This window comes from Streptomyces sp. NBC_00029 (genome assembly GCF_045160505.1).
Taxonomy (GTDB): domain Bacteria; phylum Actinomycetota; class Actinomycetes; order Streptomycetales; family Streptomycetaceae; genus Streptomyces.
Genome location: NZ_CP108292.1, coordinates 7,368,345 through 7,394,076 on the forward strand (window position 1 = coordinate 7,368,345; position 25,732 = coordinate 7,394,076).

Genomic DNA, 25,732 nt, shown 5'->3' on the forward strand with positions numbered 1-25,732 from the left:
CACGTCACCCAGGGGCATATCGGGCGGCACCCGCACATTGATCACGACTCGATGCGCGCCCTAAGCGCGCTCGTAGCGCAGCAGGACCACGCCGTTGCCGAAGGTGTGGGTGTCGGTGTGCCGCAGGGTCACCGGACGGTAGTCGAGGGTCTGGAAGAGCGGCGTGCCACGCCCGATCCGTACCGGGTGCACGTAGATCCGGAAGGCGTCCACGAGGTCCTGGCGCAGGAACGAGGTGGCGAGATCCGCCCCGCCCAGCGTCAGGTCGCCGCCCGGGGCCGCCTTGAGCGCGGCGACCTCCTCGGGCACGACGTCCCGTACGATCGTGGTGTTCCACTCGGCCGACCGCAGGGTGCGCGAGTACACGTACTTGGGCTTGGACCGCCAGATCTCGGCGAACTCGGCCACCGCACCGGCGTTCGCGGGATCGGCGTCGGCGGTCGGCCAGTAGTCCGCCATCAGCTGGTGCGTCACGCGCCCGCTGAGGAAACCGCCCGCCGCGCTGAGCACGTCGTTCATGTGCTGGTGCAGCTCTTCGTCCACCTGGTGCCAGCCGATGTCCCGGTCCGGCCCCTCGATGAACCCGTCGAGCGACACCCCCGCCATCAGCACGATCTTCCTCATGGCCGACCACGGTACGCCCCGGGAGCGCCCGGCGCCGGGAGCGGCGCGGGCCGCGGCGATACTGGCCGGTGTGAAGACCGAAGACGCCCAGACCGAAGACGCGAACACCGTGCTGTTCCACACCGACGGCCGGACCGGGGTGATCACCCTCAACCGCCCCAGGGCCATCAACGCCCTCACCCACCCCATGGTGATCCGCATCGACGAGGCCCTCGCCGCGTGGGCGGACGATCCCGCCGTCCAGCAGGTCCTGATCCGCGGCGCCGGTGAGCGCGGTCTGTGCGCGGGCGGGGACATCCGGGCCATCCACGACGACGCCAAGGCCGGGAACACCGCCTCGGCCGACTTCTGGCGCGACGAGTACCGCCTCAACGCCCGCATCGCCCGCTACCCCAAGCCGTACGTCGCCCTCATGGACGGCATCACCATGGGCGGCGGCGTCGGCGTCTCCGCGCACGGCTCGGTCCGGATCGTCACCGAACGCTCCCGCGTCGCCATGCCCGAGACCGGCATCGGCTTCGTCCCCGACATCGGCGGCACCCACCTGCTCGGCCGCGCGCCCGGCGGACTCGGCACCCATCTCGCCCTCACCGGCACCGCGGTCGGCGCCACCGACGCGCTGCTGTGCGGGCTCGCCGACCACTTCGTACCGGCCGGCCGGCTCCCGGAACTGACCGCCGCCCTCGGCGGGGCGCCCGCACACGAGGTGCTCCCGCGGTACGCCGCCACCCCCGGGCCCGGTGAACTCGCCGACCGGCGCGGCTGGATCGACCACTGCTACGCGGCCGACACCGTCGAGGAGATCGTGGAGCGGCTGCTCGGCCAGGGGGAGCCCGCCGCCAAGGAGGCCGCCGAGACGATCCTGGCCAAGTCCCCGACCGCCCTCAAGGTCACCCTGGCGGCGCTGCGCCGTGCCGCGGCCCTCGGCACGCTGGAGGGGGTGCTGGTCCAGGAGTTCCGCATTTCCTGCAACGCGCTGGCCTCGCCGGACCTCGTGGAGGGCATCCGGGCGCAGGTCGTCGACAAGGACCGTGACCCGCACTGGTCCCCGGCGACCCTGGCCGAGGTGAGCGGCGCGGACGTGGAGCGCTTCTTCGCCCCGCTCGGCGAGGACCGCGAACTGCGCCTGCACTCCTAGGAGACCCGCCCACCGTCGTCTCGCCACGGCCGGCGCGCGCCGTACGCAGCCTGCCGCATCCGGCGGGCGGCCGCGTACGGCGTACGGCCTCGCGCTACGAGCCGACGTACTCCCGCAGGTGGCGGGCGGTCAGGGTGTCCGCATCGGCCACCAGCGTCGCCGGAGTGCCCTCGAAGACGACCCGGCCGCCGGCGTGGCCGCCACCGGGGCCGATGTCGATCAGCCAGTCGGCGTGCGCCATGACCGCCTGGTGGTGCTCGATGACGATCACCGAGTTCCCGTCGTCGACGAGCCGGTCCAGCAGGGCCAGGAGCTTGTCCACGTCGGCCATGTGCAGGCCGGTCGTCGGCTCGTCCAGGATGTACGTCGAGGACTTCTCGGCCATGCTGATGGCGAGCTTGAGGCGCTGCCGCTCGCCGCCCGACAGGGTGTTGAGCGGCTGCCCGAGCCGCAGGTACGACAGGCCGACGTCGACCAGGCGCCCGAGGACGGCGCGTGCCTGGCCGGTGGGGAAGAACGCGTGCGCCTCCGCGACCGGCATGTTCAGCACCTCGCTGATGTTCTTGCCGCGCAGCCGGTACGTCAGCACCTCGGGGGTGAAGCGCTTGCCCTCGCACTCCTCGCAGACCGAGGCGACCGCGGCCATCATGGCCAGGTCCGTGTAGACCAGCCCGAGACCGTTGCACTTGGGGCAGGCGCCCTCCGAATTGGCGCTGAACAGCGCCGCCTTGACCCCGTTGGCCTTGGCGAAGGCCGTCCGGATCGGCCCCAGCAGGCCGGTGTAGGTGGCCGGATTGGAGCGGCGCGAGCCGCGGATCGGCGACTGGTCGGCCACCACCACACCGTCGCGCCCGGCCAGGTACCCGTGGATCAGCGAGCTCTTCCCGGAGCCCGCGACCCCGGTCACCACGGTCAGTACCCCGAGGGGCACCTCCACGCTGACGTCCTTCAGGTTGTGCAGATCCGCGTCCTTGACCGACAGCTGGCCGCGCGGGGTGCGCACCGACTCCCGCAGCCGCGCCCGGTGTCCGAGATGGCGCCCGGTGAGGGTGTCGGAGGCGCGCAGCCCGGCCACGTCCCCGGTGTAGCAGAGCTGTCCGCCGGCCGTGCCCGCGCCGGGGCCGAGGTCGACGACGTGGTCCGCGATCGCGATGACCTCGGGCTTGTGCTCGACGACGAGGACGGTGTTGCCCTTGTCGCGCAGCCGCAGCAGGAGGTCGTTCATGCGTCGGATGTCGTGCGGGTGCAGGCCCGTGGTCGGCTCGTCGAAGACGTAGGTGACGTCGGTGAGCGAGGACCCCAGGTGCCGCACCATCTTGACCCGCTGCGCCTCGCCCCCGGACAGGGTGCCGGAGGGGCGGTCCAGGCTGAGGTATCCCAGGCCGATCTCCACGAGCGAGTCGAGCAGGTCCCGCAGGTTCGCGAGCAGCGGGGCCACGCTCGGGTCGTCGATCCGGCGGACGAAGGAGGCCAGGTCGCTGATCTGCATCGCCGAGCACTCGGCGATGTTCATTCCGTCGATGCGCGAGGACAGTGCCGCCGCGGACAGGCGGGTGCCGCCGCAGTCGGGGCAGTCCGTGAAGACCACGGCGCGGTCCACGAAGGTCCTGATGTGGGCCTGCATCGACTCGCGGTCCTTGGACAGGTACGTCCGCTGGATCTTCGCGACCAGGCCCTCGTAGGTGAAGTTGGTGGCGCCGGCCTTCACCTTCACCGGGCTCTTGTGCAGGAAGTCGGCCCACTCCTGCTCGGAGAAGTCCTTGAGCTTCGTGTCGGGGGAGTAGAAACCGGAGTTGGCCATGATCTGCCAGTACCAGGTGTCCACGGCGAAGCCGGGGACGGTGATCGCGCCCTCGTTGAGGGAGAGTTCGCGGTCCACCAGCTGGTCCACGTCGATGTCGGAGACCTGCCCGATGCCCTCGCAGTGCGGGCACATGCCGTCCGGGGCGTTGAAGCTGAAGGCGGTGGACGAGCCGACGTGCGGGACGCCGAGGCGGGAGAAGATGATCCGCAGCATGGTGGAGGCATCGGTGGCGGTGCCGACCGTGGACCGGGAGTTCGCCCCCATCCGCTCCTGGTCGACCACGATGGCGGCGCTCAGGTTGTGCAGCCCGTCCACGTCCGGCCGGCCCAGGCTCGGCATGAAGGACTGGATGAAGGCGGTGTACGTCTCGTTGATCATCCGCTGCGACTCGGCGGCGATGGTGCCGAAGACGAGGGAGGACTTGCCGGAGCCGGAGACACCGGTGAAGACGGTGAGCCGGCGCTTGGGGATGTCGAGGGAGATGTCCGTGAGGTTGTTCTCCCGCGCTCCGCGGACCTGGATGACCTGATGACTGTCGGCGGCGATCTGCACGGAACTCCTCGCGTGGCGGTGTCTCGAGCTTACTTTGTACACTGTACTCTATACGCTGTAGTGAGTTATTGGCCGCGCGATCGGAGGACCCGGACATGGTGAAGGACCGCAGTGGGGCGGGCGACCCCGTCCGCACGCTGGAGCTGCTGTGGCGGGACACCGGGCAGCCGGCCCAGCCGGGGCGGCGCGGCCCCCGGCAGGGCCTCACGGTGGACGCGGTCGTCCGGGCCGCCACCGAGCTGGCCGACGAGGCAGGGCTGCCCGCGCTCACCATGCGGGCGCTGGCCCAGCGCCTGGGCGTGACGCCGATGACCCTCTACACCTACGTCCCCGGCAAGGCCGAACTCCTCGATCTCATGCTGGACGAGGCGTACGAGCGCATGGAACGCCGCACACCGGGCGACGGGGACCCCTGGCAGACGAAGGTCACCCGCGTGGCCGAGGACAACCGGGACCTGCTCACCCGGCACCCCTGGATCGCCGACCTGGCCGTCACCCGCCCGCCGCTGGGCCCCGGAGTGATCGGGAAGTACGACTACGAACTGGCCGCCTTCGAAGGCATCGGGCTCACCGACATCCAGATGGACGCGGCCCTGGCCCACCTCCTCGGCTTCGTCCACGCGCACGCCCTGGGGGTTGCCGACGACGCGGCGCACAACAGCCGCCAGAGCCAGGAGGACTGGTGGGCCGTCAGCGAGCCGCTGCTCGGAAGGGCCCTGGACCCCGAGCGCTACCCGCTCGCCGGCCGGGTGGGCAGCGCCGTCGCCGGCTACCACCCCCAGACGCTCTGGACCTTCGGCCTCCAGTGCGTCCTCGACGGACTGGCCCGCCTGATCGACTCCGGCCCGCGGCACCGGAGCCAGCTCCCTGATCCGGCCTGATCGGCAGGACACCCCCCGGGGGGCGAAACCGCCCCGGCGGACCTGCCGTTCGCCCGCAACACTGCGTCGGGCACCGCCGTCGCTCAGCGGTAGCCGGTGGTGTCCGCCGGCCGGTCCGGGTCCTGGACCTCGACCATGTAGCGCCAGGCGTCCGGGCGGCTGCCGTCGAGGTCCGTGAAGCCGTAGACGCCCGCGAGCTGCCCGCTGGAGAGGGACTGGCCGTTCCAGCGCGCCACCTCCGGGTCCCCGGCGAGCGCCGCGACCGCCCGGCCCACGTACGCAGGGGTCTCGGAGATGGCGAAGTGCGGGACCTTGGTGAGCGCGTCCCGCCAGTTCGCCTCCGTCACCCCGAAGGTGTCCAGCATCATCTCCGAGCGCAGCCAGCCCGGGGTCAGCGCCACCGCCGTCGCCCCGCGCGGTCCCAGCTCGTGCCCCAGCGCGAACGCCATGCGCAGCACCGAGGACTTGGCGATGTCGTAGAAGAAGGACACCCGGTACCGGCTCGCGTTGTACTCGGCGGTGCCGTCCGTCATCTCCACCACCAGCCCGCCCGGCTCGCGCAGCAGCAACGGCACCGCGAAATGGCTGGTGACGGCGTGGGTCTCCACCGCCAGCCGCAGCAGCCGCAGCCCCTTGTCCAGGTCGTGCTCCCAGACCGTGCTCTCCCACTCGAAGAGCAGCTCCCCGCCCCAGATGTCGTTGACCAGGACGTCCAGGCGGCCCTGTTCGGTGTCGATCCGCCGGACCAGCGCCTCCACCTCCGCCGGGACCAAGTGGTCGGCGACCACCGGGATCCCCTCGCCGCCCGCCGCGGTGACCAGCTCGGCGGTCTCCTCGATCGTCTCGGGCCGGTCGTACTCCGAGCGCCTGCCCCGGGTGCTGCGCCCCGACACGTACACGGTCGCGCCCCGTGCGCCCAGCTGGACCGCGATGCCCCGGCCCGCGCCGCGCGTCGCCCCGGCCACGAGGGCCACCCTGCCTTCGAGAGTTCGCTGTGTTTCCGGCATGCCCCGACCCTACGACGACCGCCGTGCCCGGATCCCGCCGAACACGGCGACCGCCGCCAGGGACAGCAGCAGCCCGGCCGCCGCCAGGCCGAGCGCCCGGCCCGGCCCCCACAGCGTCCACGCCGCCCCGAACAGCAGCGAACCCGCGAACCGGGCCAGCGCCTGCGCGGTCTGGAGCACCGCGAGCCCGGTCGTGCGCAGCTCGGCGGGCAGCAACGGCCCGGCCGCGGCCATCAGGACCCCGTCGGTGGCGGCGTAGAACAGGCCGAGCGGCGCGAGCACGCCGGCGACCAGCAGCGCCCCGGCCGGGACCGGGGCCAGGAGCAGCAGGCAGGACCCGAGCAGCAGGACGTGCCCGCAGAGGAACACCCGGCGCCGGCCGAGCCGGTCGGCGAGCCGGCCCACGGGCAGCGCGGCCAGCAGGAACACGGCCGCCGTGCCGACGGGCAGCAGCGGGAAGTACGCGGCCGACAGCTCGAGCCGGCGCTGGAGCAGCAGGTAGAGGAAGGCGTCGCCGACGGTGAACAGGCCGAGTGCGGCGGCCGTCAGGCACAGCCGCCGCAGGCCGGGGAGGCGCAGCAGCGTGCGTACGGGCGGCAGTGCGGGCCGGGCCGGGGCCGGGGCGGGCGCCGGTGCCTCCCGGACGAAGAGCGCGAGCAGCAGCACGCCCAGGACGGCGATGCAGCAGCTCACCGTGAAGACGGCCTCGTAGCCGTCCACCGCCACCCACAGGATCCCGAACGCGGCCAGCGGGCCCAGCAGGGCGCCCGCCGTGTCCAGCGCCCGGTGCACCCCGAAGGCGCGGCCCTGATCGCCGGGCGGAACGGACAGCGAGATCAGCGCGTCGCGCGGGGCGGTGCGCAGCCCCTTGCCGGTCCGGTCGGCGGCGAGCACCGCTGCCACCGACCAGGGGGTGGCGACGAACAGCAGGGCCGCCTTGCAGGCGGCGGACAGCGCGTAGCCGGTGCCCGCGACGAGCTTGCGGCGCCGGGTGCGGTCGGCGATCCGCCCGCCCGCCAGGCGCAGTACGGCGGTGGCGCCCTGGTGCAGACCGTCCAGGGCGCCGAACGCGAGCGGGGACATGCCGAGTCCGGCCATCAGGTACAACGGCAGGATGGCGGTGACCATCTCCGCGGAGACGTCCGTGACCAGGCTGACCAGCCCGAGCGCGAACACCGTGCCGGGGACGGCCCGCAGCGGGCCCTTCGGGGCCGGGGTGTCCCCGGCGATGTCCGAGGCCCGGCTGGTCGAGAGGTACACGGATGCCTCCGGGGCCGGTGCTAGAACCAGTTGACGGTCAGCGGGAACGCGGCGGTGACGGTGGCGCCCGTGGCATCGGTCGCCGTCGCCGTGATCTGGACGGTGCCGCTGCCCCACGGTTTGCCGGTGATCCGGCCGGAGCCGGCGTCGACGGTCAGCCCCCAGGGCAGGCCGGTGGCCGCGTACCGGACCGGAGCGGTGCCGCCGGTGGCACTGAGCCGGATGGTGCACGACTGGTTGAACTTGCAGGTCTGCGGACCGGGGTTGGCCAGTTGGAGACCGCCCGAGGTCGGGGTGGGGGTCGGCGTGGGAGTCGGAGTGGGGGTGGGGGTGGGTGTCGGCGTGGGAGTCGGGGTCGGGGTGGGGTTCGTGGAGGTGTCGAACACCTCGGTGATCGGCTGCACGTTGGCCGCGTTGCCCGCGTGCGTCGCCGTGCCGAAGAGGTCCTCGAAGGTCCGCAGCAGGTGGTGGTGGTTGAAGGCGGTGGCGTACTTGCCCGTCTTGACCTTCGCCCCGTAGAAGACGGTCGCGATCTGGTTCGAGCCCAGGTAGTTGTCCTCGTCCCAGGTCAGGACCAGGAGGCTGTTGTTGGCCTTCGCCCACTGCGCGTAGGCGTCGATGTTGTTCCTCGTCCAGGTGTCGCCCGTACCGACGGAGCACGAGTGCATGTCGTTGCACTGGTTGGGCACCACGAAGGACAGGCTCGGCAGCGCCGCGAAATTGTTCTGCGGGAACTGCGCCCAGGTCTTGCCGGTGTTCAGCGGCACGTTCCTGAAGGCGAACCACGGGTTGTGCTTCTGCGCGTACTGGCCGTTCGTGCAGGCCGTGGACCCCTCGCTCGGCAGGTCCTCGTTGTACGTCGCGAAGGTCCTGCCGGCCGCGATCAGCTCCTGGCCCAGGTTCGGCGCCGTCATCGACTGCGGTGTGTAGCAGCCGTCCCCGGTGATGCCCTGCGTGGCGCCGGAGAAGAGGTTGAAGTAGTTCGGCTGGCTGGGGTGGGTCAGCGCCTTCATGCCGGTCAGGCTCGCGCCGCCGTTCGCCAGCTGGTTGATGTACGGGGCGTTCGAGCTGCCGATGATCTCCCCGTACTGCTTGTTCTCGTAGACGACGACCACCACGTGGTCGTACGCCGGCAGCGCGGCGGCCGTGGCCGACGCGGCGGCCGAACGGGGCTCCGCCGCCACGGAGTTGGCCACGGTGAACGCGCCCAGCAGGCCGAGCGCGCCCAGCCCGGCCACGAGCGCGGACCATCGGGACCCGCGTCTCGCGCGCGCCGTCGGTGAGGGTCGAGAGGTGGGCATGGGCGTTCTCCTCGATGTCGCCCGGGGCCGTCCCCGGGACGTGGTCATTCCTCGCGCCGGGCCGCACCGGCCACGGCGATGTTCAGGAACCGCGGTACGGGCCGCCCCCGGTCGCGGAAGTCCTCCGCCACCGCGGCCCGCACCGCCGCCAGACGTGCCTCGGGCAGCAGCACCAGCACGCTCCGCCCCGGCCGCTGCCCGGGCGGCCAGGCGCTCAGGGCCCCGGCCCGGCGGGCGCAGGCCACGGCCCGCGCCAGCTCCCGCGACCGGTCCGTGGCCTCCCCGCGTACGGCGACCAGCACCAGCCGCGCTCCCGAGGCCGCCGGGTCGAAGGCGACGTACCGCTGCCGGCGCCGGGGCTCCGCGCTCAGCAGCAGGGCTCTGCCGGACCGGGCGAAGAGCACCGCCCGGCGCAGTCCGTCGTCCCCGTCCGGCACCGCCCCGGCCAGCAGCCGGGCCAGCTGTTCGCGGTCCGGCGGCTCACCCGCCCCCGTGTGCACGTCGGCCACCGCCAGGGCCACCGCGCAGTCCGCGGGCTCCGCCGTGGCGAGCCCGGCGGCCCCCGTCAGGGAGCCCTGGACGTGCAGGTCGGTGCCGCCGCGGCCGAACCCGGCCCGGGCCAGGGCCCGCAGCACGGCGTACGGGCGGGTGGCCCAGGCCGGGGCGACGGGCGGCGGCCCGGACAGGGTCAGCGGCAGATCGCAGCTGTCGGCGGGATGGCCGAGGGAGCTGAGCCGCACCAGGCCGTCGGTGCGCGGCGCCGCGGCGGCGGCCGTCGGCCAGCCGGCCGCCGCGACCAGCCCGGGGGAGCCCAGGCGGAAGGCGTACGGGGCACTCCACACGGCGGCCGGTGGCCTCCCGTGCGCGGCCTCCAGGGCGTAGGCGACCAGGCGGTACAGCGGGTCGGCCGTCGCCCGCCGGGCCAGGTCGCCTCCGACGCGGTCGGCGGTGACGGGGGCGGGCCCCGGCACGTCCGCGGTGGTGCCGCCGCAGCCCGCGGTACGTGATGCGGTGACGCCGGCTCCCGGCCTCACGCGGCTGCCGGAGGGGTCCGCGCCCGTCACGGGATGTCCTTGCGGGCCAGCATCCGGTAGGCGTTCCCGCCGTCCGTGCGCCGGGCCGCCGCCGTGCGCAGCGTGTCGAGCACCGCCGCGGCGGCGAAGCACGGCAGCGCGGCCACCCGTACCGCGTGGGCGCGGAGCCGGGCGCCCGGGGTGGCCGGCGGGCCCCACGGCCGCTCCGGGTCCGGAGCCAGCCGCGTCGCGACGAGGGCCACCGCGCCGAAGAAGTCATTGCCCTGGTGCGCCGGTCCGTGCTCCTCGGCGACGACGGTGAACCCCCGGTCGGCCAGCGCCTCGCGCAGATTGGCCGCGGGCACGAGGTGCTGGTGCTGGGGCTGGAACCAGGGCAGCCAGGCCGGTCCGAGGAGCCGCGCCATCCGCGATTCCGGGTCCGGCAGCTCGATGGCCAGGAACCCGCCGGGGGCGAGCACGGTGGCCGCCGCGTCCAGCTCGGTGAGCGGATCCCGGGTGTGCTCCAGATAGTGGTACATGCTGACCACCTCGTACTGGCCCGCCAGCTTCGACGCGAACTCCGGGAACTGGCCGAGGTATCCGGTCTCCACCCAGCCGCGGCGCTCGGCCCCGCGCACCCCGTCGCCCATGTCCAGCCCGTCGAACCGGGTCCGCGGCCAGACGTCCCGCGCCGCGTTGCAGAAGTGGCCGTGCCCGGTGCCGACATCGAGCCAGGACGCCGGGTCCGCGTGCGGGAGGAGCATCTCCGCGCGCCCCCGGTAGGCGGCGCCCAGCCTGCCGAAGACGGTGCCCGCGCCCTCGCCGCCGCGCCCGTCGTAGAAGTCGCGGTAATAGAACTCCAGCCCCTCCAGGGTCAGCCGGGGGTTCTGGAACACGTGCCCGCAGTCCCCGCACTGCTCCAGCGTGAAACGGCCGGGCTTGCCCTGGAGCAGGTCGCGCACCCGGACCCGCACGGTGAGCCGGGCGGAGCCGCACCACGGGCAGTCCGTGCGGCGCGGTTCGAGGAAGCGCCCGGGGCCGTCGGCCAGGTCGGCCCGGTAGGCGGCGGCCCGCGCGGCGTCGGATGCGGTGCCCGGAGCGGCGTCCGGAGCGGCGTCCGGGGCGGAGCGCCGGCCCGCCGCCGCGGCCGTACGCAGACCGGCGTCCAGGGAGCGCACCGGCCGGGCCGCCGTGGCGCGGCCCAGACCGGCCGCGCGCAGCGGAGCTCCCGGCCCGCCGAGGACCAGGTACGGCTGCAGCCAGTACAGCCCGGCCGCGGCGGCCCCCCACCGGCCCTGGCGTACGGCGACGCCCGCGAGCAGGGCCAGCCCGCCGAGCTGCGCCGCGGCCAGCGCACCCGGCGGCAGCCCCTGGGCCCGCAACTCGGCGGCCCGCGCGGGCCCCCGGCGCTCCTCGGCCCCGCCGCAGCTCAGACTGGGGGCGATGGCCAGGCCCGTGGCGTCGGCGGCGTACTCCTTCAGCCGGCGGGTCAGCGCGAGGAGCCCGGCCGGATCCGGGCGCGGCCCGCCCGGATCCACCCCCGCCCGGGCCAGCACGTCCTCGGTGACGAGCACGGCGAACCCGGCCCCGCGCCCCTCGGCGAGCCGGTCCTGCCGGTAGCGAGCCGGGTCGACCAGGCGCAGCAGCCCCAGCAGCCGCTCGGCCGCCAGGTCCGCGGGGAGCAGGTCCAGCACCCGCAGTCCCTCCGCTTCGGCGTAGGCGCAGGCGGCGAGGAACGTGGCCGCGTCGGGTTCCACGCCGCGGGCGGTGAGCAGCCGCCACCCGGCGGCGCGCGGCACTCCGGCCGCCGCGGGCGGGGTCACCGGCAGCACCGGGATCGCCCGCAGCCGGCGCCTGGCGCGCACGGTGCCCGCACCGAGGGCGGCCAGTATCAGGGCGGAGGTCCACGGGACACGGGAGAACGGGGGTGGTGTCATAGCAGCTTCTCCAACCGGTCGGCCGCGGCGGCAGCCCCGCCCGCAGCGGCGAATGAGGCCTGGATCCGCCGGGCGGCCCGGCGGGGGCCGGGGTCGTCCAGCACGGCCGTGAGCGCGTCACGCATTTCCTCGGCCCGGGTCCTGCCGAAGCGCACCCGGACGCCGGCGCCGGCCTCGACCACCTGCCGGGCCACGATCGGCTGGTCGTCCCGGATCGGGGCGACGACCAGCGGCAGCCCGTGCGCGAGGGCCTCGCAGACGGTGTTGTGGCCGGCGTGGCAGACCACCGCGTCCAGGTGCGGCAGCAGCTCCAGCTGCGGCACGCGCTCCTGGAGCAGGACATGGGCCGGCGCGGCCCCGATCAGGGCCGGGGGCGCCGCCAGGACGAACTGCACGTCCTCGGCGAGCCGTTCGGCGGCGCCCAGCACCGCCCCGTAGAACCGTGCCCCGGCGGCCTGGTTGAGGGTCCCCAGGGACACCAGCACCCGCCGCCGCGCCGGGTCCAGCCGTTGCCACGGGAATCCGGGCGTGGCCGGACGGGCGCCGAAGGCCGGGCCCACGAACGCGTGGTGCGGCGGGAAGTCCGCGCCCGCTCCCACCAGTTCCGGGGTGGAGAAGACCAGCACCAGCCGCTTCGAGAAGCGCGGGTCCCAGCCCACCCGGCCCCCCGGATCCCCGGCCGCGCCGAACTCCGCGAGCAGGCCCGATATCTGCCCCGACACCCACTCCCCGACCTTGGGGAAGTCCGCGAAGGGCCGGGTCAGCTCGGCCGAGGTGCTGGCGGACGTGACCCACGGGACGCCGAGCCGCCGGGCGACCAGCGGCCCGGCCAGGGCCTGCTGGTCGGCGACCAGCACATCCGGGCCGAAGGCACGGACGGCCCGGGTCACCCCCGGCACCATCGCCCGCGCCAGCGGCACCAGCGCCTCCTCCCACAGGAACCGCAGCGCACCGACCCCGCGCAGATCGCGCCAGCGTTCGTGCAACTCCGCGTACCCGCCGCCCAGGTCCTCCCCGGCGGGCAGGATCCGGGCCTGCGCGGGCAGCAGCCGGGCGAGTGCCGAGGCCGGTCCCGTCCAGGCGATCTCGTGTCCCCGGGCGGCCAGTTCGGCCCCGACGGCGACGGTCGGATTGACGTGTCCCGCCAGCGGCGGCACGGTGAACAGCACCTTCACCGGACCAGCGCTCCCCGCCGCGGCCACGCCGCCGACGGTCCCGCGGCCGCCGCACCGGACACCGCTCTGGACGCCGCACCGGCCGGCGCGTCCGCTGTCGCGTCGAGATGGGCCAGCACGGTCTTCCGCAGGACCCCGCTGCTCTCCTTCAGGACGTCGTGCCCCAGGCCCGGCAGGATCCGCAGCTCACCGTACGGCGCGTACTGCGCCAACTCGCGTCCACCCGGCATGAGTTCGGAGTGCTCGCCGCAGACGATCAGGACCGGGCAGCGCAGCCGGGCGTAGTCCGCCGGGGTGAAGGCGCGGCTCGCGGCAATGTCGTCGATGAGCGTGGTGCGGTTCAGCAGGGCGTCGGCGATGGCCGTCAGATTGGCCGCCTTGCGCAGCCGCAGGGTGAGCAGTTCCGTGGGGACCGTGCTGTCCTCCAGGCTGAGCGCGGCGGCGGACAGGGTGTCCACCATGTTCTCCACCCACGCCCCGCTCAGCGGGGGTTCGAGGAGGGTGAGCCCGGTGACGAGGTCGGGCCGGGCCAGGGCGGCGTGCAGGGCGAGGGTCGCGCCGTAGCTGTTGCCGACCAGATGGACCGGGCGCTGCCCGAGGTCCAGCGCGCCGAGCAGGGCGAAAAGGTCCCGTACGGCGGTGCGGCTGTCGTAGCCGGACCCGGGGCGCTCGGTGCGGCCGTGGCCGCGCAGGTCGTAGAGGACGGCCTCGTGGCCGGCCCGGGCCACCGGCACGGCCAGCGGACAGTAGAAGGAGGAGAGGTTGTCGACGACCAGTCCGTGCAGGAACACCACGACGGGCCGGCCGGGGGCCGCGGCACCGGCGGTGGCCGGGAGCCGCTGGACATGGAAGCGCAGGGAGCCTGCGCGGACGAGGGCCACGGCGGGCTCAGCCGGCCGACGCGGGCGAGGTCCCCGCCGCGGCCCGGGCCAGGGAGGTGTGCGTGATCCGGCCGATGTGGGTGACGAGCTCGCCGACGGACATGGCCAGGATGGCGTCCATGTCCTTCTCGGCGAGGAAGCCCATCAGGTCCACCTCGGCGCCGTAGCGGTGGTGGAGGAGCTCGGCGAGGGCGACGAACTCGATGCTCTCCAGGGCGAGATCCTCGTTGAACGTCGTCTTCATCGTGACCTCCTCCGCGAGCAGGTACTCGTCGCCGACGATCTCCACGAGCATTCCGGTGATCTCGGCGAGGATGTCAGTTGCCATGACGGGCCTCCATGAGGGGGAAGGGGACGGGGGAGGGGCCGGGGGTGGGCGCCGCGGGGTGAGCGGTCCAGGCGACGACGTGGTCGGGTGCGGCGTCCGAGGGCGCGGTGTCGGTGTCGGTGCCGGCGAGAGCGGATCCGGGGAGGAGGCCGCCGCCGGTGAGGGCCGTGGTGCGGACCGGGTACGGGTCCCCCTCCGGGGAGGTCACCAGCAGCCCGCCGGAATTCGGGTCCGCGGCCACCCGCCAGTCCCGCGGTCTGCCGCCGAGCCCGCTCCCGGCCGCCTTGGCCGCGGCCTCCTTGGCACACCACAGGGCGGTGAGCGCGGCGGGCAGCCCGGTGCCCCCCTGGGCGGCCAGCCGTTCGGCGAGGCGGACCTCGGCCGACCCGAGGGCGATCCGGATCAGCGCGTCCGGGTCGGCGGTCACCTGCTCCACATCGATCCCGACGGGCCGGTCCCGGTGGGCGAGGGCGACCGCGATCCGGTCCTTGTGGGCGATCGACAGCCGAAAGCCGCGGGTCAGCGGGGACCGGGCCACCGGGCGCCCGGCCGGGTCGTTGCCGACGGCCACCTCCACGGGGAACACCGGCCCTGCCCCGCCGTCCCAGAGCAGCTGCCGCAGCGCGTCCTTGGCCGCGATCCGGCCCAGCAGCCAGGGCGCCCGGGCGCGCGGCGACAGCCGCTCGTAGACCGCGCGTTCGGAGGCGCCGAGGTAGCGCCGCATCACCAGTTCCTGTGAGGCGGGATCGCTCCAGCGGCGCCGGGCCAGGCACCAGCCCTCGGGCCGGGGTTCGCCGATGCCGCACACCTCCGGGGTGAACTTCATCGGCCACACCCGGTCGTCGGCCCCGAACCGGCGGTACGTCCACCCCTCGATCCGGGCCCATACGGCGCCGCCCGCCCCGCGCAGCTCGATGTCGCCGCGCACGGTGACGTCCTGCACCGCGCGGATCCGGGCCGTGGCGGTGACCAGGTCCCGCGCGGCGGGCGGGGGCCCGTAGAACCGGATGCGGTCCACGGTGGCCGGGAAGACCAGCCGGTCCACCGGCAGGCGCAGTTGCATCCAGTGCCCGAACAGCTGCCCGGCGGCGTCGAGCAGGGCGCCCGGGTCGGGCAGGGCCCGCAGGACCCCGCGGATGCCGTCCGAGCCGACGGACCGCACCTCGTGGACCCCGGCGAAGCGCGGGCCGTGGAACATCCACCGGTCCCGGTACAGGGCGGCCGCGCCGACCGGGGCGGGGCCCGGGTCGCGCAGGGGCGAGTCGTCGGGGACGGGCGGCTCCCCGTACCGCTCACCGAGCAGCACGACCACGGAGGCGTACGCACCGAGATCCACCCGCAGCCGGCCGGGCCCGTCACCGCGGACGGTGACCTTGACCTCGACGGCCGGCTCCACCGCGAGCCACCGCAGGGCCCGCACGTCCTCGTAGCCGGTGACGGCGAGGCCGGGCGGGGCGTGCCGCCGGGCGGCCTCGGCGGCCAGCTCCAGCATGGTGGTCATGGGCACGACGGGGAACCGGTCGGAGTCCTCGGGCCAGCCGTCGGGCTGGAGGTACACGCAGTGGTCCCGTACGTAGGGGAGCGAGGCGAGGGACAGCCGCAGGGCATGGCTCCCGGAGACCGGTGCCGGTGCCGGTGCAGGTGGCGGTGCCGGCGTCGGCGCCGCCGCTCCACGTGCTTCGCGTGCTTCGTCTGCCCCCCTCGACCAGGCCTCGGTGACGGCCCGGGCGGCCGAGCCGGTGTCGGTCAGCACCGCGTCCAGGGCGGACAGCAGCACCGGCCGGGGACCGGCGGGCCGCGCGGGCCCCGGGCCCGGCGCCGGTGCCAGGAGCCCGGCCAGCGCGGCCCGGGCCGCCTCGCCGAGCCGCACCAGCGGGGACCCGAGGTCCAGCGGCGCACCGCGCCCGGCGGAGCGCACCGGAGCCGGCGCGGCCCGCACTCCGGCTGCGGCGTCGGCGTCGGCTTCGGGTTCGGCCCCGGCCCGTACCCCGGCCAGCCGGTCCCACCGGGGTGCGTACCCCTCGGCCCACAGCGCCGCGCAGGTGCGGCCCAGCGCCGCAAGGCCCGACAGGCGCGGGGAGGACGCGGACACCGAGAGGTGGGGTCGCTCGCGCAGGGTGTCCTCGACGAAGCCCGGCAGACCGCCCGGGCCCAGCGTGACGAAGCTGCGCACGCCCTCGTCCTCGTACAGCCGCAGCGTCAGCTCGCGGAAGCGGACCGGCTCCAGCAGGTGCCGTACGACCAGGTCCCGGACGTCCTGCGACGCCGCCGGGAACGGCGCGCACGTGGTGGCCGACCACACGGGGAGCCCGCCGGGCCGCAGCGGCAGCCGGTCGAAGGCGGCGCGGACCTGGCCGAGGTACGGCTCCCACATCGGAGTGTGGAAACCCGAACGGAACGGCAGCTCCTGACCGAGCACCCCCTCGCCGCGCAACCGCGCCACGACCGCGGCGACCTGCTCGGGATCCCCGCAGATCACCGACTGGTGCGGGCAGTTGTCGTGGCTGACCACCACCCGGTCCAGGCCGTGGAGGGCGGCCTCCGCCCGCGCCGCACCGCAGCCCAGCGCTGCGTACACGAGATCCGGGACCCGCAGGTCCTTGGGACGCAGCGAATCGAGGAAGGTGTCGGCCGCCTCCCGCGGGTACATGCCGGCGGCCACCATCGCCGCCCACTCGCCCAGGCTGTGGCCCGCCAGTACATCGGCCTCGATGCCCAGTTCGGGCAGGGCACGGGCGAAGAAGCGGCCCGTCGCGATCGCGTCGAGGGCCCGCTCCATGAGCGACGTGCCACGGGTGAGCCGGGGCGCCTCCAGCGCGAGCCGGTCCGCCACGTCGTCCGCCACGGGTGCGAACTCCGGCTCCAGGCCCGGGAAAAGAAACGCCACCCGGCCGCCCAGCGGCTCCGGCGTGAACCACACGTCCCCGCGCCCCCGCCACGGCCGGCCGCGCGCCACCGCCTTCGCGGCGAGCGCGAGCCGCTGGGGCGTGGGCCCGACCACCGCGAGCCGGCAGGGCCCGTCGCCGCCGGACACCGGGGTGGCGCACGCCAGCCGGGCCGAGATCTGCGCCGGAGTGTCCGCACCGATCAGGAGTACGTCGCCCCCCGCGGCCGGCCCCACCAGCGCGGCCGGGCCCCCCAGCGGCAGGAACCGACGCACCGGAGCCACCCGGCCCGCGACGGAGACCGGAGCGGGGGCCGACGCGGAGCTCCCGGTGCGGGCCCGCACCGGGAGCGGGGCCCGAGCGGGGGCCGCAGTGACCGCCGGACGCGCGGCCCCCGGGGCCTCCTCCAGCACCACATGCGCGTTGATCCCGCCGAAGCCGAACGCGTTGACCCCGGCCCGGCGCGGCTGCGGGCCCCGCTCCCACGGCTCCGCCGCGCTCACCGGCCGCATCCTGGTCCGGGCCAGGTCCGGGTGCGGCTCCTCCAGGTGCAGCGTCGGCGGCAGCACCCCCTCGTACACGGCGAGCGCGGCCTTGATCAGCCCGGCCATGCCCGAGGCCTGCATGGTGTGCCCGAGCATCGACTTCACCGAGCCGAAGCCGATCCCGGGCATCCCGCGCCCCGCCGCCGGGCCGCCGAACACCTGGGCCAGGGTGTCCAGTTCGGCCGCGTCCCCCACCGGGGTGCCCGTGCCGTGCGCCTCCAGCAGGCCCAGTGCCCCCGGTGCCCGCGGGTCTAGTCCGGCCTCCCGCCAGGCCCGTTCCAGGGCCTGGACCTGGCCCGCGACCAGGGGGCTCATCAGGCTCGCCGCGCGGCCGTCCCCGGCCACTCCCGTGCCGCGGATCACCGCGTACACGCGGTCGCCGTCGCGCTCCGCGTCCGCCAGCCGCTTCAGCAGCACCACCCCGGTGCCCTCGGACAGCAGGGTCCCGTCGGCCCTGCGGTCGAAGGGTCGGATCCGCTCGCTCGGGCTGAGTGCCCGCAGCTGCGTGAACACGCTCCACAACGTCGCGATGTGGCAGTGGTGGACCGCCCCCGCGACGACCGCGTCGCAGCGCCCGGCGGCCAGCAGCCCCACCGCCTGGTCCACCGCCAGCAGGGATGAGGCGCAGGCCGCGTCCAGGGTGTAGGCGGGACCGCGGAAGTCCAGCCGGTTCGCGGTCCGGGCGGCGGTGAAGCTCGGCACCAGCCCGATCGAGGCGTCCGGCCGCTCGGGACCGAGCGCGTCCTGGAACGCGGTGCGCACCGCCGTGATCCTGTCCTCGCCCAGCTCCGGCGCCAGCTCCCGCAAGGTCTGCGCCAACTGATGTGCCGTGCGCACCCGTTGGTCGAGCCGGGCGGTGGCCACCCCCATGAAGCCGCCCCGGCCCAGGACCACCCCGATCCTCGACCGGTCGGCGGGCAGCCGGGCCTCGCCGCCCGCGTCGGCGATCGCCTCGGCCGTCGCGTGCAGGGCCAGCATCTGGTCCGGCTCGGCCCCCTCCGCGGCGGCCGGCATGATCCCGAACCGGGTCGGGTCGAAGGTGGCGAGACCGTCGACGAACCCGCCGCGCCGGCAGTAGAACCGGTCGCCCGCCACCGGTCCGGTGGCGCCCTGCGGGTCGTAGTACACCTCGGGATCCCAACGCCCCGGCGGGACCTCGCCGATGGAGTCCGTACCGGCGAGCAGGTTGCGCCGGTAGGCGGCCAGATCGGCGGCCCCCGGGAACACCGCGCCCATCCCGACGATCGCGGCGTCGGCCGGGCGGGGCCCGCTCCGCTGTCCGTCACGCATCGCCCCGGCCCTCCTCCGCCATCAGGACCACCTGCACGTCGCTCCCGTGCGCCAGCTCGTCGAGGAACGCGGCCGTACCCGCGTCCGGCGCGATGAGCGGGATCCCGCGCCGGGCGTAGGCGCGCTCCAGCTCGGGGGTGACCATCCCGCCGGCCTCCGCCGCCCAGGGGCCCCAGTCGACGGACAGCACCCGGCCGGGGAAGGACTCCGCCCAGGCGTGCGCGAGGCCGTCGAGGGCGTCGTTGGCCGCGGCGTAGTCGCACTGGCCCCGGTTTCCGTACACCCCGGCGACGCTGCCGAACAGTGCCAGGAAGCGGGGCGCGGGCCAGGTCCCGTGCTCGGCGGCCGCGGCGGCCAGGTGGCGGGCCCCGGCCACCTTGGCGGTGAACACCGCGGCGAAGTCCGCCGGTTGCTTGTCGCGCAGGAGCCCGTCCCGCAGCACCCCGGCGCCGTGCACGATGCCGTCGAGGCGGCCGTGGCGCTCCCGTACGTCGGCCACGACGGCCCGCACGGCCCGCTCGTCGGTGACGTCCGCGCGGTGGTACCGGACGGAGGCCGCTGTCGTCCTGAGCGCGGCGAGGGTGCCCCGTACCTCGCGCTCCGCGAGGATCCGCGAGGCCGCCGCCTCGATCTCCACGGGCGTACGGAGCCCTGCGGCGATCAGGGCGGCACGCAGCGCGACCCGGTCCTGGGCCTGCCCGAACTCGTCCGCCGCGGCATCCGGCTCGGGGGTGCGGCCGACGAGTTCCACGTGGCATCCGGTGGCGCGGGCCAGTGCGAGCGCGGTGCGGGCGGTGATGCCGCGGGCCCCGCCGGTGAGGAGGACCACCGAGTTCCGGTCCAGCGGCGGCCCTTCGGGCGCGAGGGGAGCCGGCAGGGGTGCCGGTACCGGGCGGCGGGTGACGCGGGCGCCCTCGGCGGTGTATCCGACGGAGGCGGGGGCGTCGCTGCCACCGCTGTCGTCGCTGCCGCTGTTCAGTTCCGCCAGGAGCTGCGCGGCGATGCGTTCCGGGTCCTCCTTGGGCTGGATGTCCACGGCCCGGACCAGCGTGCCGGGGAATTCGAGGGCGGCGCTGCGGGCGAAGCCGTGCAGGCCGGCGCCAGGGGCGCCGGGCCCGGTGACGAGCAGCAGCCGCGGGGTTCCGGTCGTCAGGGCCTCCCGCAGCCCCGGGAAGGCGTCGGGCAGCACGGGCTCGGAGGTGGTCCGCAGCGCGGAGAGGTCGACGAGGCCGTCGAAGCCCGCCGCGGCGGTGGGGAGGACGGTCGGCTCGGCACCGAGGGCCTCCAGGGCGGTCCCGAGGGCGAGGGCGATGCCCTGGCCGTCCTCGACGAGGCCGATGCGCCGGCCGCGCAGGGCTTCGGGGGAGCCGCCGGGGGCGGGGAGGGGGAGGAGGTCCACCCGGAGCCGGCTCAAGGGGGGTGGCGCGGGCTGCGGATCGGGTGCGGATGCGGATGCGGATGCGGATGCGGATGCGGATGCGGATGCGGGGGTGGGGGCGGGCGCGGGGGCGTCGGGAGTGCGGGAGGTGACCCAGTCGACGATTCCGCGCAGGGTCTTGATCCGGGACAGCTCCTCGACCGCGGACTCGGCGGTGCCGCCCGGGTCCTGGGGCAGTCCGATGCGGTCGGCGAGTGCTCCGATGATCTCCACCCGCTTGATGGAGTCGATGGAGAGGTCCGCCTCCAGGTCCAGCCCGGGGTCGAGCATGTCCCGGGGATATCCGGTGCGGGTGTGGACGATCTCCAGGACGACCTCCATGACCTCCTCGGCGGTGCGGTGGCCCTGCGGTGCGGTGCCGGGATCGGCTTGATCGGCGGCTGCGGCCGCGGCTGCGGGTGCGAGTGCGGCCGCGGGTGTGGTCGTGCCGGGGCCGGGCGCGCGCCGGTGGGACTCCCAGGGCGCCGCATGCGACGGGGTGTCCGAGGCTGCGGCGGGGGTGTGTCCGGTGCCCTGCGGGGATCGCCCCGGCACGCTCCCGGCCCGGTCGAGACCGTGGCCGGCCCCGGCCCCTGCCCCGGCGCCCAGGTAGCCGAGGAGGACGTCCCGTTGGGCCTCGATCAGGGCGCGGGTTCCGCGGAGGTACTCCAGTACGGCTTCCTCGCGCCGGTCGGAGCCGGGCGCCACTGCTCCCGCGTCCTGCCGCCCGTTGCCGCCGGGAGCCGGGGCCGGGGCCGGGTCCGCGGCCGGGACCCGGCGGGCCGGGCGGAGGCCGCCCGGGACCGGGGAGCCGTCCGCGGTGCGCACCAGGTGGCCGTCCACCAGCCAGCCGGGCCGTCGCGGGGCGCGGTCCGGGAGGCGCGAGGCCCGGCCGCGGAAGAGGGATTCCGGCTCCACCGGTACGCCCGCCGCCATCAGTTCCGCCAGCGCGGTGACCAGCCGGACCAGGCCGTGCTGGCCCGGCACGTCCAGCGGGACCACCGTGTGCGGCCGGCCGTGCAGGATCCGGCCGACCAGACCCGAGAGGACCCGGCCGGGGCCCGTCTCCACGAAGGTCCGGACACCGGCCGTGTACATGGCCTCCACCTGCTCGACGAACCGGACCGGCTCCGCGACCTGGCGCGCGGCAAGGCTTCGTACCCCTTCGGCCGTCGGCGGGTACCGGTCCGCCGTGGTGTTGGACCAGACCGGGGTGTGGGGCGTCGACATCGGCGTCGTCGCCAGTTCTGCCGCGAGGGTGTGCGACGCCCCCGCGACCACCTCGCTGTGGAAGGCGCAGGCCACGGGGAGGGGGTCGGCCGCCAGGCCCGCCTCGCGCAGGGCCGCCACCGCCGTGTCGACGGCCGCCGTCGGGCCCGAGATCACGCACTGCCGGGGCGCGTTGTGGTTCGCCACCACGCATCCGGCGCGGTCCGCGATCTCCCGTACCTGCTCCGGTGCGGCCGACACCGCCGCCATCGCCCCGGGATCCGCGCCGGCGGCCGCCACGATCGCCTCGGCCCGGCGCGCGCTCAGCCGCAGCAGGCTCTGCGTGTCGTAGGACCCGGCCGCCCACAGCGCGGTGAGCTCTCCGTACGAGTGCCCGGCCACGCAGTCCGGCCGTACGCCGAGTTCGCCGAGCAGCAGGTGCGCCGCCGCCCCGGCCAGACCCAGGGCCGGCTGTGCCACCCGGGTGTCGGTGACCGCCGCCCGCTGCGCCGCCCGGCCCCCGGCAGTGAAGGCCGCCGGCGGGAACATCGCCGAGACCACCCGGGGCGGGGCCTCGTCCAGGAGCCGGCGCAGGGCGGGGAACGCCGTGAACAGCTCACCGAGCATGCCGGGGCGTTGGCTGCCCTGGCCGGGGAAGAGGAACGCGACCCGGCCCGGCTCCGCCGCCTCCTCGCGTACGTGGACCCCCGCGCCCGGGGTGAAGGCGCGGGCCCGCTCCAGCCGGGCCGCCAGCTCGTCCGCGTCGGCGGCCACGACCGCCACCTGGACCGGGCCGGAACCCGCGGCCGTCTCCGCCGCGAGGTCCCGCAGGGGCCAGGGGCGCCCGGCCGCGTCGTTCTCCTCCAGGCGCGCCGCGAGCCGGGCCATCGCCCGGCCCGCCGCCCGCCGGTCCTCGCCGCGGAAGCAGAACAGCTCCCCCGGCCACTCCTCCACGCCGTGCCGGGGTTCCGCCGAGCCCCCGTAACCGGCCAGCACCGCGTGGTAGTTGGTGCCGCCGAAGCCGAAGGCGCTCACCCCGGCGATCCGCCGCTGCGCGGGCACCGCCCAGGGCCGGGCCTCGTCGTCGAAGGAAAAGGGGCTGGTCTCCGCCCGCCAGGCCGGATTGGGCGTGTCGATGTGCAGGGTCGGTGGCCGCACGCCCGTGTGGACCGCACGGGCCGCCTTGATCAGGCCGGCCAGCCCGGCCGCGCACTTGGTGTGCCCGAGCTGCGATTTCACGGAGCCCAGCGCGCAGGCCCCCGGCTCGGCCCCGGACGCGGTGAACAGATCGCTCAGCACGGCCAGTTCGGTGCTGTCCCCGACCACCGTGCCGGTACCGTGCGCCTCGATCAGGCCCACCTCGTCCGGCCCGATGCCGGCCCGGGCGTAGGCGCGCTCCAGCGCCCGGCGCTGCCCTTCCGGCCGCGGCGCGGTCAGGCCGAGGGACCGGCCGTCGCTGGCGGCGCCCACCGCCTTGATCACGGCGTACACCCGGTCGCCGTCGCGTTCCGCGTCCGCGAGCCGCTTCAGGACGAGCGCGCCCACGCCCTCGCCGAGCGCGATCCCGTCGGCGGCCGCGTCGAAGGGCCGGCAGCGGCCGCCCGGCGACAGGGCGCGGACCGAGGCGAACATCAGGTAGTCGTTGATGCCGTTGTGCACATCCGCGCCCCCGCACAGCACCATGTCGCTGTCGTGGTCGCGCAGCTGGCGGCAGGCGAGGTCCAGTGCGGCGAGCGAGGAGGCGCAGGCGGCGTCGACCGTGCAGTTCGCGCCGCCCAGGTCGAGGCGGTTGGCGACCCGACCGGCGATGACGTTGGCGAGGATCCCGGGGAAGGAGTCCTCGGTGAGGCGCGGCAACTGCTCGTCCAGCCCGGCCGGGAGCTCGCCCAGGTAGGCGGGGTGCAGGGCGCGCAGCCCGTAGGCGCCCGCCAGTTCCGTACCGGCCTCCGCGCCGAAGACCACCGAGGTCCGCGAGCGGTCGAAGGCGCGGTCCTGGCCGTAGCCGGCGTCCCCGAGGGCCCGCGCCGAGATCTCCAGGGCCAGCAGCTGCACGGGCTCGATCCCGGCGAGGGAGGCGGGCGGGATGCCGTGCGCGAGGGCGTCGAAGGGCACCGGCCCGAGGAAGCCGCCCCACCGGGAGGGGGTGCGCTCACCGGCCCTGGCCGGGTCGGCGTCGTAGTAGAGTGCCGGGTCCCAGCGTTCGGCCGGCACCTCGGTGACGGCGTCCGTCCCGGCGAGGACCATGGCCCAGTAGGCGGCGAGGTCCGGGGCGCCCGGGTAGGCGCAGGCCATTCCGACGATCGCGATGTCGAGCGGGTCGGCCGACTGCGGGGCCCCGGTGTGCTCCGTCGACGGCCCGGCTCCGGCGAGTTCGCGGGCCCGACGCTCCAGCAGCGCGGTGGCCCCCTCGGTGACCTGGGCGTGCAGCGCGGCGATCGTGGTGGTCCGCGTGCGCAGGGTGGCGGCCTGCCCGAGCATGAACAGCCCTTCGGTCTGCTGCTGTTGCTCCGGTACCGGCTCCAGCGCGCTCCCGTCGGCGCTTCTGCGCAGCCCCTTGCTGGCGATCCGCAGCCGCCCCAGATTCAGCCGCTCCAGCTCCTCCCACGCCGTGCGCGGCTCGATGCCGCTCTCGGCGAGCCGCCGCCGGGTCGCCTCGAAGGTCTCGGCGTACGGGGTGGCCGCGCACCGGGTGGCGTGCCCGGGCGCGGTGTGCAGCAGGACGGTGTCCGTGCATTCGACCGCCGCCCGCTGGAAGCCCGGCAGGACCGCGCCCGCCGCCACCGCCTCCTCGGTGAACAGGTACGCGGTGCCCATCAGTACGCCGACCCGCGCTCCCCGGGCGGCCAGCGGGGCCGCGGCCGCCATCGCCATCGCGGCGGACCGTTCGTCGTGGATCCCGCCCGCGAACAGCAGGTCCAGGGCCTCCGGTTCGGGGCAGGCGAGCAGCCGCTCGATCTGCTCCTCCCAGAGCGGGAAGGAGGCGCGCGGGCCGACGTGCCCGCCGCACTCCAACCCCTCGAAGACGAACCGCCGTGCCCCCTCTGCGAGGTAGCGCTCCAGCAGGCCGGGCGAGGGCACGTGCAGATGGGTCCGGATCCCGGCCGCCTCCAGCGGGGCCGCCTGCGCCGGGGTGCCGCCGGCGATGATCGCGTACGGCGGACGGGCCGCGGTCACGGCCGCCAGTTGCTCCTGCCGCAGCTCGGGAGGGGCGAAGCCGAGCAGCCCGACGCCCCACGGGAGGTCGCCCAGCCGCTCGGCTGTCTCCGCCAGCAGCCGTCGTACGTCCGGGCCCTCCATCACCGCGAGCGCCAGGTACGGGACCCCGCCCGCGGCGGCCACCGCCGCGGCGAAGGCCGCCTGGTCGCTCACCCGGGTCATCGGGCCCTGCGCGACGGGCAGCGGCCGGGCGAGCGGCCGGGCGCGTACCGCAGCCTCCAGGTGCCCGGCGACGGCCGCGCGTACGGCCTGCAGAACGCCGCCGGTGGTCCGGTACCGCGCGGCCAGCCGGGCCGTGGCCGCCCCGTCCTGGCCTACGGGCAGCAGCTGTGCCCGTAGGCCTCGGGCGCCGAGCAGGGTGTGCGCGGGCCCCTCGGGCGGTGTCAGGTCGGGGCGTGCGAAGACCCGGTGCCCGTCGGCGATCCGGGTCTCGGAGCCGTCCATCGCCCGCAGTGCGGCTGCGACTTCCGTCGGCAGTCCGGCCTCGCCCTCGGTGGTCAGGGCCAGTTGCGCGTCGAGCAGCACCCCGGCCGCTCCGCCCGCGACGGCCGCGGCCGCCGTGTGCGGCCCGATCCCGCCGCAGGCCCGTACGGGTACGCGGATCGCCGGGTCGGCGAGGAGCTGCTGGAGCAGGACGAAGGTGGTGGCCGAGCCCACCCGGCCGCCGCCCTCGTGGCCCTTGGCGACGAGCGCGCCCGCCCCGGCGGTCACGGCGGTGCGGGCCTCGGCCGCGCAGGTGACCTCGGCCCACACCCGGGGCCGTCCGGCCGCCCCGGCCCATGCGGCCACACGCTCGGGGGTATGGGCGGCGGGGTCGGCGAGCAGTACGGTGTCCACCGCGGCGGGCAGCCCGTCGGGCCCGAGCGGGCAGTCGGCGGGCACCCGCACCCCGTACCGGGCGCCGTCCGCGAGCCGGCGGCCCAGCTCCGCGAAACCGCGCCGTGCGGCGTCGGCGTCCCGGCCGAGGTCGAGCAGCCCGAGGGACCCGGCGCGCTCGGCGGCGGTGACGACGGCCGGGTGGGGCTCCTCGAACGGACTGACCGCGACGACCAGATCACGGGTGGCGGCGGGCTGCGGGTGCGTGGGGGTCACGGGCGCTCCTCTTCCAATGCTGTGTGACATGGCGCGGTCCAGGACGGAAGAACGGACGAGCAGGCGAACGGCCGGGCCGAAAACTGACGGCCCGAAAACCGGCGAGCCGAGGAACCGACGAGCCGACGAGCCGTGCAACGGCAGTGCGGGGCAGGGCGGAGGACGGGGGGAGTGTGG

The 25,732-nt window shown here is 75.5% G+C and carries 14 protein-coding genes; 2 read left to right on the top strand and 12 right to left on the bottom strand.

What is annotated here, in order from left to right; translation table 11 throughout:
- Positions 1-60 precede the first annotated feature (60 nt).
- Entirely contained in the window at positions 61-624 is a 564-nt protein-coding gene (locus tag OG753_RS34090) for a dihydrofolate reductase family protein (RefSeq protein WP_405791288.1), read from the bottom strand.
- Between OG753_RS34090 and OG753_RS34095 the strand changes: the two genes are divergently transcribed.
- Positions 518-1,762, top strand: a complete 1,245-nt coding sequence (locus tag OG753_RS34095) for an enoyl-CoA hydratase/isomerase family protein (RefSeq protein WP_405791289.1) — start codon at positions 518-520, stop codon at positions 1,760-1,762. The genes OG753_RS34090 and OG753_RS34095 overlap by 107 nt on opposite strands.
- Positions 1,763-1,856: 94 nt before the next feature.
- On the opposite strand, the gene OG753_RS34100 is transcribed toward OG753_RS34095, so the two are convergent.
- Complete coding sequence (locus tag OG753_RS34100; protein WP_405791290.1) at positions 1,857-4,118, bottom strand: ATP-binding cassette domain-containing protein; 2,262 nt, start codon at positions 4,116-4,118, stop codon at positions 1,857-1,859.
- 95 nt (positions 4,119-4,213) lie between these two features.
- Here OG753_RS34100 and OG753_RS34105 point away from each other — a divergent pair, with 95 nt between their 5' ends.
- Positions 4,214-4,999, top strand: a complete 786-nt coding sequence (locus OG753_RS34105) for a TetR/AcrR family transcriptional regulator C-terminal domain-containing protein (RefSeq protein WP_327266994.1) — start codon at positions 4,214-4,216, stop codon at positions 4,997-4,999.
- A gap of 83 nt (positions 5,000-5,082) precedes the next feature.
- Here OG753_RS34105 and OG753_RS34110 read toward each other — a convergent pair whose 3' ends face one another.
- The 10 genes from OG753_RS34110 to OG753_RS34155 are packed head-to-tail and all read right to left on the bottom strand — an operon-like array spanning position 5,083 to position 25,585.
- The gene (locus OG753_RS34110; protein WP_405791291.1) at positions 5,083-6,006 is read right to left on the bottom strand and encodes an SDR family oxidoreductase; all 924 of its coding nucleotides are present in this window, start codon (positions 6,004-6,006) and stop codon (positions 5,083-5,085) included.
- Between the two features lie 9 nt (positions 6,007-6,015).
- Positions 6,016-7,266: an MFS transporter gene (locus OG753_RS34115; protein ID WP_405791292.1), complete on the bottom strand. Its 1,251-nt coding sequence runs from the start codon at positions 7,264-7,266 to the stop codon at positions 6,016-6,018.
- Positions 7,267-7,286: 20 nt separating this feature from the next.
- Positions 7,287-8,567 (bottom strand): alkaline phosphatase family protein, encoded by a 1,281-nt coding sequence (locus OG753_RS34120; protein WP_405791293.1) that lies wholly within the window; start codon positions 8,565-8,567, stop codon positions 7,287-7,289.
- Between the two features lie 44 nt (positions 8,568-8,611).
- Entirely contained in the window at positions 8,612-9,631 is a 1,020-nt protein-coding gene (locus tag OG753_RS34125; RefSeq protein WP_405791294.1) for a galactokinase, read from the bottom strand.
- Positions 9,628-11,517, bottom strand: a complete 1,890-nt coding sequence (locus OG753_RS34130; RefSeq protein ID WP_405791295.1) for a methyltransferase domain-containing protein — start codon at positions 11,515-11,517, stop codon at positions 9,628-9,630. The genes OG753_RS34125 and OG753_RS34130 overlap by 4 nt, the downstream gene beginning before the upstream one ends.
- Entirely contained in the window at positions 11,514-12,686 is a 1,173-nt protein-coding gene (locus OG753_RS34135) for a nucleotide disphospho-sugar-binding domain-containing protein (RefSeq protein ID WP_327266996.1), read from the bottom strand. Before OG753_RS34135 ends, OG753_RS34130 begins: the two co-directional genes overlap by 4 nt.
- Positions 12,687-12,688: 2 nt before the next feature.
- Positions 12,689-13,573, bottom strand: coding sequence for an alpha/beta fold hydrolase (locus tag OG753_RS34140; protein WP_405791296.1), 885 nt, complete (start codon positions 13,571-13,573; stop codon positions 12,689-12,691).
- Positions 13,574-13,580: 7 nt separating this feature from the next.
- Positions 13,581-13,901, bottom strand: coding sequence for an acyl carrier protein (locus tag OG753_RS34145; RefSeq protein ID WP_383193158.1), 321 nt, complete (start codon positions 13,899-13,901; stop codon positions 13,581-13,583).
- Entirely contained in the window at positions 13,891-18,621 is a 4,731-nt protein-coding gene (locus tag OG753_RS34150; protein ID WP_405791297.1) for a beta-ketoacyl synthase N-terminal-like domain-containing protein, read from the bottom strand. Before OG753_RS34150 ends, OG753_RS34145 begins: the two co-directional genes overlap by 11 nt.
- Positions 18,614-25,585: an SDR family NAD(P)-dependent oxidoreductase gene (locus OG753_RS34155; protein WP_405791298.1), complete on the bottom strand. Its 6,972-nt coding sequence runs from the start codon at positions 25,583-25,585 to the stop codon at positions 18,614-18,616. Before OG753_RS34155 ends, OG753_RS34150 begins: the two co-directional genes overlap by 8 nt.
- Positions 25,586-25,732 lie beyond the last annotated feature (147 nt).